The organism is Paenibacillus sp. 01L418, from assembly GCF_056400045.1.
Map to the genome: position 1 here is coordinate 1 of NZ_JBFTSN010000230.1, position 10,342 is coordinate 10,342.

A 10,342-nucleotide genomic window follows, 5' to 3' on the forward strand; every position below is an offset into this window, starting at 1 on the left:
CGGATAAGGAAGGCAATGAAATTACGCTGATCGATATCCTCGGTACTGAAGCGGATGATATCGTCGATAAGGTGCAGTTGAAAATTGAAAAGTCGAAGATATATAAGAATTTGGATATACTTGATGACCGCGAGAAGGAAGTAGTCATCGGGCGCTTCGGGCTGGAGCATGGCGGGGATGAGCGGACGCAGCGGGAGATTGCGAAGGAACTTGGGATTAGTCGGAGCTATGTATCGCGGATAGAGAAAAGGGCGCTTATGAAGCTTTATCATGAGTTTTATAAGGCGAAGCGGTAAGAATGGCCTGAGCTCTTATAGTACATCTGACATTATCGTATGTAGCGATAAAGTTAGGGTTTGATTACATGAAGTTATATCAATAAATGAAACCAAATGGCTGAGATGCCGTTTGGTTTTTTCTGTCTGTATACACACTCCACACATGTGGAGTGTACAGTGTTGCTAAAATGGCGGGGGCAGGATTGAATCCTATGCCCCCATCTTGGTACTTGGATTTAAGAAATTGAAGTGTATCTTAATGTTATTACCATCGAACACTTCAATTTTGTGGATGAGCTTATGGATGACTTGCTTTAATATCTTCTCATCCTTAATGTTAAGCTGTACTAATTTAGATATTTGCTTTTCGAAGGCATGGATTTGGCTCTCCATGTCTTTTTCTTTTTCGACGTTTGAGTGAAGCTGTTGTTTTCGAGTGTGCAGAAGCGTTACTTCATTCCGTATACCTTCATTTTGCGTTCTCCACTCGTCTTTAGTTATGTCGCCTTCATTCAATAAGTCTAAGAGGGTACTCTGCTTCTTAGTTAGCTGTTGAATCCGTTTTTCGATACCCTTCATTTCTTTATCAAAGCTAACTACGTGTTGCCCTGCTTCTTTTTTTGCGACATCGATAAGTTTTGACTTATTGATACCTTCCTCGGTTAGTTCCTTAAGAACCATAAGGACAATAGATAGCAGTTTATCAGCTTTTATGAAGTGATGGCTGCAAAATTCCCTTCCATACTTACCGTATTTACCACATTGATAGGACTTCCTATCATCTTTGTAATGCATTCCTGTTCCACAGTCAGCGCATACGGCAATATGAGCAAACAGACTTTCCTGACCGTTGCTTCTTTGTTTGCCTTTTAGCACCAGTTTTACTTGTACCTCTTCGAACTCTTCCTGTGTTACGAGGGCGGGGTGAGTATTGAGGACAATTGTTTGTTGTTCTCGGGATACTGTTTTCCGATTTTTTGTTCGGATACTCGTTACTTCACTGCGATTCTGAATCATATTCCCGATATACGCAGGATTAGTAAGAATGATCTTCACACTGCTTTGTTGCCATAAAGAGCCCGCATTCTTAGCTTTTGAGACTGATCTTGGTGTAGGTACACCGTGCTTCGTAAGGTGTTTAGCAATCTTCTGTAGCCCCCAATCGTTATGAAGGTACAGGTGAAATATTTCTTTGACCAAGGGGGCATATAGTGGGTCAAGTTCAAGGCGATCCCCATTTTTTTTATATCCGAAGGGCGGGAGGGAACCATTATACCTGCCTTTCGCAGCTTTTTCACGCTTTCCAAACTTCACTTTCTTTGATGTCTGTTCGCTTTCTTGTTGAGCAACAGAAAGATGAATTGAGAACATCAATTCTCCATCTGATGTTTTTGTATCAATGTTCTGCTCAATAAAAATCATCCCAATGCCAAGGGAATCCAATTCTCGTTTCATGTTTATGCCATCTTGGATATCGCGGGCGAAGCGGGAGATGGATTTGAACAGAACATAATCGAACTTCCTTCCCCTCGCATCTCTCATAAGACGTTGAATTTCAGCGCGTCCCTTGATATTGGTTCCACTAACTCCCTCGTCTTTATAAATATCATAGATAGTCCACTCTTTTTCCTCAACAAATCGGTTAAAGAATGAAATCTGATGACTGACACTGTCTTTTTGACTATCCAGTTCGGTGCTAACACGAGCGTATATTGCACAGCGCATAGCTGATTACCTCCTAAGTAGGGTATCTAAATTCGCTATACGATGTGCCCTCACCAAAGTTTAGAGCTAAACTCTCCTTCTTCTCTGTCGTATAGGTTTACTGAAGGAGAATGAAACCAAATGAACACACAATCAGAGTATGTCGGCAATCAATCTTTGCAAGAAGCTTTTGAAGCTGTTTTAACGGCTCTACTTCGCTCTGAAGTAATTCAAGTAGACATTGATAAATGCAACGCTTCACCTCCCAACTTGGAGGATAGTGTCACAAAGAATGATTGACTGGTCAAGTTTTTATTTGGTCATTCATTTTAATTATTTTCCGTTCCTTTATCCCCCCCTATAGCTAGGAGTTTCCTTTATTTCTAGCTATGGAATGCGGGGATAGTGATTTCTTTACGACATTCCCCTGAATCGATGTTGCGGGGATAAAGTCTGTAACACTAAAGAAAACTTATTCAATATTGAAAAGATAGGATAGGATACTATGATCGACACTGTAAAGATGACAGGTGACTATCAAATAGTATATGAGCTATTAGATAGAGCACCTTGGACAAATAACTATGTCTATGAGAATAGAACTGATAATGGCATGATTGGAGAGATATATGAATACAAGAAGAAGGGTGAAACGGTCAGACTTAAGTACAATCAAAATACGGAGAAAATGACCGTAGAAGTATCTATTCCTAAGTTTCTATTTGGTCATAATGTACGCATGGTCAGTGACATGGATATTAGTCGCTTCTTCCAACGCTTGAATGATTACCTTAGGAATAAATTCTACGCTTACCCTAAGCACGAGTCGTATTATTGGAAGATTCAACGAATGGACGTGTGCTGGAACTTTCAAGTAGGCGAGGCGGTTAGGGATTACATACAGGCGTTCTCTCATATCCATATTCCCAGATATTCTACTTGCGTATATGGCGACGGGGAAACGGTCGTATGGCAGAACAGAAGTAAACGTATGAGTTTCTATGATAAGCAACAAGAAATTAAAGCTCATAAAGGGTCACCTGAAGTCATTGAGCAGTCGCTTGGAATACTTCGGTTCGAAGCAAATATTACTGATAAGAACTTAGTGAGGTATTCGCAGAACCGATGGGCGGGGGAACTCATTAAGGAGTCTGTCGCTAAAGATATGATATTCAAGCACTTGCATCGATTGGGAATAGATAATCACTTAACTGTATCCAATCGTAGAGAAGTTGCGACTCGACTAATTAGTGAATATGGAGAGAGTAAAGCGTGGCAGCTTCTGGGGTTTATAGAATACAAAATGTTATTCGGTGATCAAAGTATAAATCAACCGTCTAAAACTACCTATGATAGGCGTATTAATAAATTGGTAAGACTAGGTATAGCTTCTATATATTCAGATAAGGAATTGCCCCCATTAAATCTCAATGAAATAATATGAGCCGCTTGCCATTCAATAATGGAAGTGGCTTCTTTTATTGTTGAGTGTCCCAGAAAGCTGAATTTCCTTAGTCTTGCTTTCTCTCTATGGGATCAGAATTGGTGCATGGTGCGCACACAAAATAGAAAAACGAGTGTGCACCATGATGCAACAAAACACGGATTTTCAGGGCTTTCTTAAATGTAAGGAAACATTTGGTAGCAGCAACAAGGTGTTTTAACTTACAATATAAGTATGGTGAATCTGTAGGGGTGATAGAGTGAAGCTTTTTAATTTTTCGGAGCCGATTGAATTCGAGGATTTAATTCCTGGTACACATAATAGATGGGGGAATGATGCCCTTCTATTTAGGATAAATAAAGGGACAGGGAAATTGTCCACTAAGTACGGGACGGATAAAAGTGGCGAGACATACGGATTTTTGTTACTAGATAATAAACCATTGATAAACAGCTACGGAGAAGAACTGTACTGTCCGACATGCGCTAAGATTTTAAGTATTGGGCTAGGTAGAGAGAAAGTTGATCCGAGCATTGTTGATACAATTAAATACTCACAAGAACTAAAAAATGATTTAGCTTATACTTTTGAAAATGTTAAACCTATGCTTTCCATTTTAGAAGATGGATATTACTTGCTTACACGTATAGAGATGATTCCAACTGATGGTGATGGTAATTTTTTTTGGAATTTACCCGAATCTAAGAAACTTTATAAAGCAACTGCGGACGTATATTATAAATTTCATGTTAGCTCGGGCACTCCAAAGTTCATACTTCCTTCTCAGAGTGTTAATTGTTTGAATGAGGAAAGGGTTAATTATTACTTAGATCAGATAAAGTACGGTAAAACCATGACAGGACTTGCTTATTATTATGAGGGGTTCATGAGCACATTATTAGATGGACACCATAGAGCAACCGCAGCTTATATAGAAAATAAAAGTATCGATTGTTTAACAATAATAAAAGTTACAGGATTCGGATTCAATCAAGACAAAAAGCCAGATAAAATTTATGCTGGCGGTGAAATATATGATCTTAATTTATTTAGTAAACCCGAGAGAATTCATAAATATCTTAAAAAGTTATTTGATTCGAGAAAATCGAAACTTGAGGTTCAAGAGGTTGAGGAAATCCTTAATGATTGTCAGAACGTTTGGGCACATAGGGCAACTCCCAAAGGTAATGATTTTGGTAAGAGGATTTACCCTGATTATTTGTCAATTGCATTTTCTGATATGGCGGGAGATGTTTCAGATGAACGAATCATTGAAATTATGGCTGGGCGGGATGATGATGCTGAGTTTGAGTTAGAGATGATATTTAAGAAGCTGCAATTGCAAGATCCCAACAAAGCTTTCGAACTGTCAAAGAGAATTATCAATGATGCGAATTGGAAGGTGCTAATTGAGGAAGCTTTTCGTTATTTAGCATCAATAGACAGTACGGAAGTTGAAGATATATTTATTAAATATTTAATAGATACTGATTACGATTCAAAGGATATATGCAGAAAGATAGCAGACGAATACTTAAATAATAGATAATCATTATAACGATTGTGATGTGATAGGTATGGATAAGCAATTCAGCAAACTCTCTGATCATACATTCAAAAAAGGAGTATTATATACACCATTTAATAGCAGTCTAGGAGATCAACTTTCTCTATCTCCATGGGCTATTGAGTGGTTACCTGAATATTTATGGTTAGCATTGATTCTAGAGCAGTATGGCAGGGAAGATGGACTAAATATAGTTGGCAGGATTTCAGGGGAATTATCGAAGATAGATAAGGAATTGTGCATTCCTATGCTATCGAAAATTTTTGAGCTAGAACCCAAAAAACAGCGGATTTTTTATGAAGTAATATGTAAATGGGCTACTAGGGATGTATTATCCCCTCTAACAATAATATACCGTACAGACAAACATGCTCTCTTTTATGAGTATTTTTCAGACTTCGAAACATCAATAGATGATAAAACCATTACCCTTCAAAATGTAATTGATAAAAATCTATTCCATCAAACAAATGAAGCTACAGATATAAGGTTTCTAATTTTATGGTTTAACGTTTTCGCTGAGCGAATTCATTTTGCTAGAGGGATGGAAATAACAAAGGCATTAGTTGAGTATCCTAAACTATCTCATGACCATCTAGAAATGAGATTGTATCGCCCGTTAATTAGATCATCTGAAATGGCTTTAAGGTTTAGAGAAGGTAACGGAGATTTTCCAAAACAATTTTGGCATAGTCTTGGGTTATTAACAAAGTGTAGATCTTTTATTATTGATTATGGTGAACAGGTAGGTGGAAGTGTGTCTTTTTTAGAGGATGCCGTTAATACGATCGACTACTTAATGTCTAATAACAAAGAGTCACTACTCACGGATGAAAAATTTTCTGTCTGCTTGGGTATCGCAACTTATGCACTGAAGATTTATAAAGAAGTGCTCGAAAGTCGAATTGGAGATGGAATCTTAGGTAGAAATGCCTTAAGGACTATTACAGAAGTGTATGTGACTTTGAAATACATGTCATTAAAAGAACAAGACCAACCAGATATATGGAAGGCTTTTAAGGAATACGGAATAGGTAAGTATAAATATGTAATTCTCAAAGCTAGAGAAGTTGAACCAGACCTCGAAAAACACCACTTTGCCCTTCCTGTACTAGAAGCATTGCTTAACGAAGATAAAGGTGAAGAATTCACTAATATGGACACAAGGCTATTTGATAATCAAAATGTAAGAAAGAAATTTGAAGCCATTGGTGAAAATGATCTTTACGATCTTTATTATGAATATGATACTAACTTCACTCATGGACTGTGGGGGGCTATTAGAGAAAGTGCAATGATTTTCTGTAATAATCCTTCTCACAAGTATCATACTGTTCCCGATATTACTTTTGAGCAGAAACTTAGAAGCGTGGAACATGACTGTGAGTATGTTCTGAAGAAACTATTTAATCAGTTATCTTCATTTTATGAATTTCCAGACTTCTTTAAAGATAAGTATGGTGGTCTAGATGATTGAATTGAAGCCGATCATTAAGATTCAAAAGGAATATTTAGACCTGATAAGTAAATATGTCGATTGCATAATGGATGAAGAAATCACAAACAATGAACTGGCATATTTCTTTGAGGAAGTATCACTTTTTTGGCGTAGAAAACATGAGATAATTGACTTTTTTCTAAAGAAGATAAGTACGGATGATAAATGTAGTTTTCTTGCTGGAGCAATGTATATTGATCTGAAAAATGATGGGCACTATGAATTCGCACCTTGTGGGAAATATCGTATTTTTACAGATCCTGTCTCGAAAATGAGAACTTTCTTTTTAACCGAAAGCAGCGCGATTAAACAAAAGAGAGTAAGGGAGTACTTAGTCAAGGTTGTAAATGATTGCATAAATGTCCTGTCAGAGTACTCGAACTATTTCATAGTTCTACCTTTGGATGATATCTTTTCGGAAGATCAAGAAGATCGAATGGCCTTTTTGAAGAAAAGCTCTTATTCGTTTATCTCAAGCCTTTTTGTTAACCCCTGTGCGACAGAGGAAGAATTTTTAGATAAATATCATTCCCTTAAGGAGATAGAACAAGATATCAGAGCAGATTTACTTGATAATTTAATCCTCAATGATAAGAGTGATGTCTCTATTTCTCTGCAAGAACGAATTGAAAAGAATTTAAATGATACTCTGTCTCTTGATGTTTTAAGACAAAGGATGGGGGATGCAGAGATTTTTTTAATGGCAATAGGGCAGTTTTTCATGCAAATCATGGATATTATTCTAATAGCGTATTCATACAAATTAATACCCTTCATTAGATCAGATGTAGTATTTAATTATTTATTAATTACGTATCCTATGATATCTGAAGAAAAAGTAGCTGTTACACTCTTAGAACAGACTGCCATAGCTTATATGTTTCAAAAGATGTACGGGAATTATGATTTTTCCTCCATCACATTCTCTGATTTTTATACCCATGTGTCCGAGAATCGTATTATTGATTCTGTGATTGAAAAGTCGCGGAGTAATGGGGAAAGCGTTTTTGATTTACAAGTCAGTGAAATTGCTTCGCTAATAAAAGAAGAATGTTCATTATTTTTACCAGCATAATTAAGAAAACAAAAAAGCCACTATTAGTGGCTTGGTGAAGGGCACATCATATTCATTTGTTCACACTGTCTACTCAACACATATTGAGTGTGTGGCTGTGTTGGTTTGGAACGGAACTGAAGATAAGTAACATTAACAGCCCTTCTAGCGAAGGGTTGTTATATCGTTTATACTGATAAAACCAATTTACTTCTTAGGAGTTGTCTAGCGAATCATGATAAAGAAAGAAGTCGCGCATATACGCAAGCAATTTAAGCTGGATCACGATATGATGAATATTAACGACATTCTCAACGTGTATATTATGAAGGATAGCAACGAGGTCTATCATTGGGAGAGCCAGGCGTTTGCTCTGGTGGATAGAGAGAAGCAGGAGTTGTATATGGGGAATTTCAAAAAACTGCTGACCGGAGAATTGGATCAGAAGTTGTTCGAGTTGAAGTTTCAGGAGGAAGCAGAGGATCCGACGCGAGTGATACTTCATCAAGGTTTGGCGACAGGCAATCCTGAAGAATGGAAGGACCTGATGCTGCTGTTGGTGGATAAAATGTTGGTGGATGCCAAGTATGAACAGGATACAGTAGTCACGTTCGTTCGTGGACAGTATTTCCGGCCGACCAAGGGCAGAAATGAAGAAGCTGAAGAGAGCGGGAAGGACGAACTGTTCGCGCATCCGTTCATTCTATGCAGCGTGAATTCCACGGAGAAGCAAAAGAAGACTCTCTTGTTCGATTATGTGGAGAGGGAATTTAAGTACAATGTCATTGTAGATCCGATTATCAAGTTAAGTTCGCCGGAGCACGGGTTCTTTTACCCTAGCGTGACGGATAACTATTCCGATGTGAACCGCATTCTGTATTGTACGGCAAAATCGAATTATCCAGATCCGCACTTCATCGGACAGGTCTTAAATGCCGAAAGATCCATGACGGCAATGGAAGAGAGGGCTATTTTCGAAGACATCGTGAAGGAAGTGGTGGGCGAACAACTCGACGTAGCCACTCTCGCACAGGTGTACGAGGAGATCCACCAAGTAATCGAAACCAACGAAGATAAAGAAGAACCCCCGAAGTTGGATTATAAAGATGTGGAACGTGTGCTGACAATAAGCGGCATAGATAACGTGACGACGGATAAAGTGGAACGCGCGTTTCAAACGATCGTCGACGATAGGAACTATGAAATGAAGGCAAGCAGCGTTATGCCGAAATTCACTTCAAAATCGATTAAGATCGATACAAAGGTAGCCTCGATTTCGGTCARCCCGCAGGATTTAAAGTATGTGAGACAGGTGAATTATCAAGGGAAACGATGCATCCTGATTGAGATCGACGAAGATGCCGTAATCGAAGGATTTACGCTCAGTACAGAGACGTTATAGACTCAGTTGACAGCGTTGGTTGATGCGGTTGCAGTCTTTGAATAGGTCGGCGCATAATGTGTTCTTGGGGGAAAGAAAATATTTTAAGGGGACGAGCTGGAATGTGTTGACGTTTGGTTTACATCAGGTTGTGTCCACAACGTCAAAAAATTCGACAATACTGGGGAGGATCTCGAGGACTTGATCTCGATCGGGACRATCGGMTTGATTAAGGCGATCGAGAGCTTYCAAACYGGKAAAGGSACGAAGCTCGCTACATTYGCKGCTCGYTGTATCGARAATGAAATACTTATGCACCTTCGGTCTTTRAAGAAGACTAGGAAAGACGTWTCWYTKCATGATCCAATTGGAACGGATAAGGAAGGCAATGAAATTACGYTGATCGATATCCTCGGTACTGAAGCGGATGATATCGTCGATAAGGTGCAGTTGAAAATTGAAAAGTCGAAGATATATAAGAATTTGGATATACTTGATGACCKYGAGAAGGAAGTWGTCATCGGGCGCTTCGGGCTGGAGCATGGCGGGGATGAGCGGACGCAGCGGGATTGCGAAGGAGCTTGGGATTAGTCGGAGCTATGTGTCGCGGATAGAGAAGAGAGCACTCATGAAGCTTTATCATGAGTTTTATAAGGCGAAGCGGTGATAATGATCTGAGCTCTAATATTAAATTTGATCTTATCGTATGTAGTAGTGAGACCAGATGTTATTTCAATAAATGCAACCAAATGGCAGAAATGTCGTTTGGTTTTTTACTGTTTACACACTCATGTGGAGTGCTTAATATTGATGATTCTGAAACAATAATTGAGATGTGACGGTGCGGCTCAAAGGTATTGATTGTAATGATATGATCGTGTACGCTTAGGTACTGGTATTAAGCGAACGGGCAGTTTAGCGGAACAAGACGGTTAGATTGTTCTCAAACATAATATTAAATCCATGGTATGATGTGTGGGAAATGGGTCAAGGTTAGGTGAGCAGATTTTCTGTTTTTGCGAAGGAGGAGATAAAGGGATATGGAAAGTTCGAATCAATGGGATGCAGAATGGGAAGTATCAGAAGAATTGGCTTATAAATTAATAAGCAGTCAGTTTCCGCAGTTAGCTACAAAAAGTGTAAAAAAACTAGGGCATGGCTGGGATAACACTGTTTTTCTTGTCGGGTCCGAATATGCATTTCGCTTTCCAAGAAGAGAAGTTGCAATTAATTCTTTAAGGATGGAAGGAAAGATACTGCCTAAGCTTAAAGATTATTTTTCCATTGCATATTCGATACCACTATTTTTTGGGGAAGGGGATTATAATTATCCTGCACCCTTCCTAGGCTACCCCTATTTATCCGGAGAGTTTCCAATTGGATTAACTGACAAGCAACGAGCGCTATCAGCAACAA

At 38.6% G+C, this 10,342-nt stretch carries 9 protein-coding genes and 1 pseudogene; 9 read left to right on the forward strand and 1 reads right to left on the reverse strand.

All coding sequences use genetic code 11. The features are described from left to right. On the forward strand, window positions 1–296 hold a 296-nt coding region (locus AC1DSE_RS22390; RefSeq protein ID WP_477528210.1), incomplete at its 5' end, for a sigma-70 family RNA polymerase sigma factor. Between the two features lie 192 nt (window positions 297–488). On the opposite strand, the gene AC1DSE_RS22395 is transcribed toward AC1DSE_RS22390, so the two are convergent. Beyond that, window positions 489–2,003, reverse strand: a complete 1,515-nt coding sequence (locus AC1DSE_RS22395) for a recombinase family protein (RefSeq protein WP_477509259.1) — start codon at window positions 2,001–2,003, stop codon at window positions 489–491. 120 nt (window positions 2,004–2,123) lie between these two features. Here AC1DSE_RS22395 and AC1DSE_RS22400 point away from each other — a divergent pair, with 120 nt between their 5' ends. The 8 genes and pseudogenes from AC1DSE_RS22400 to AC1DSE_RS22435 form a co-directional block, all read left to right on the forward strand. Further along, entirely contained in the window at window positions 2,124–2,282 is a 159-nt protein-coding gene (locus tag AC1DSE_RS22400; protein ID WP_477509258.1) for a hypothetical protein, read from the forward strand. Window positions 2,283–2,487: 205 nt separating this feature from the next. Then, entirely contained in the window at window positions 2,488–3,426 is a 939-nt protein-coding gene (locus tag AC1DSE_RS22405; RefSeq protein ID WP_477509257.1) for a phage/plasmid replication domain-containing protein, read from the forward strand. 259 nt (window positions 3,427–3,685) lie between these two features. Further along, window positions 3,686–4,975, forward strand: a complete 1,290-nt coding sequence (locus AC1DSE_RS22410; protein ID WP_477509256.1) for a hypothetical protein — start codon at window positions 3,686–3,688, stop codon at window positions 4,973–4,975. A gap of 28 nt (window positions 4,976–5,003) precedes the next feature. Then, complete coding sequence (locus AC1DSE_RS22415; protein ID WP_477528211.1) at window positions 5,004–6,470, forward strand: DUF5677 domain-containing protein; 1,467 nt, start codon at window positions 5,004–5,006, stop codon at window positions 6,468–6,470. Next, a complete protein-coding gene (locus AC1DSE_RS22420; protein WP_477509254.1) occupies window positions 6,463–7,566 on the forward strand; it encodes a hypothetical protein in 1,104 nt (367 codons plus the stop codon). The genes AC1DSE_RS22415 and AC1DSE_RS22420 overlap by 8 nt, the downstream gene beginning before the upstream one ends. 214 nt (window positions 7,567–7,780) lie before the next feature. Continuing rightward, window positions 7,781–8,947 (forward strand): DUF4317 domain-containing protein, encoded by a 1,167-nt coding sequence (locus tag AC1DSE_RS22425; protein WP_477528212.1) that lies wholly within the window; start codon window positions 7,781–7,783, stop codon window positions 8,945–8,947. Between the two features lie 135 nt (window positions 8,948–9,082). Continuing rightward, window positions 9,083–9,593 (forward strand): annotated as a pseudogene (gene sigK, locus AC1DSE_RS22430) (RNA polymerase sporulation sigma factor SigK); the annotation flags it as partial. A 373-nt stretch (window positions 9,594–9,966) separates the two neighbouring features. Further along, on the forward strand, window positions 9,967–10,342 hold a 376-nt coding region (locus AC1DSE_RS22435; RefSeq protein ID WP_477528213.1), incomplete at its 3' end, for a protein kinase family protein.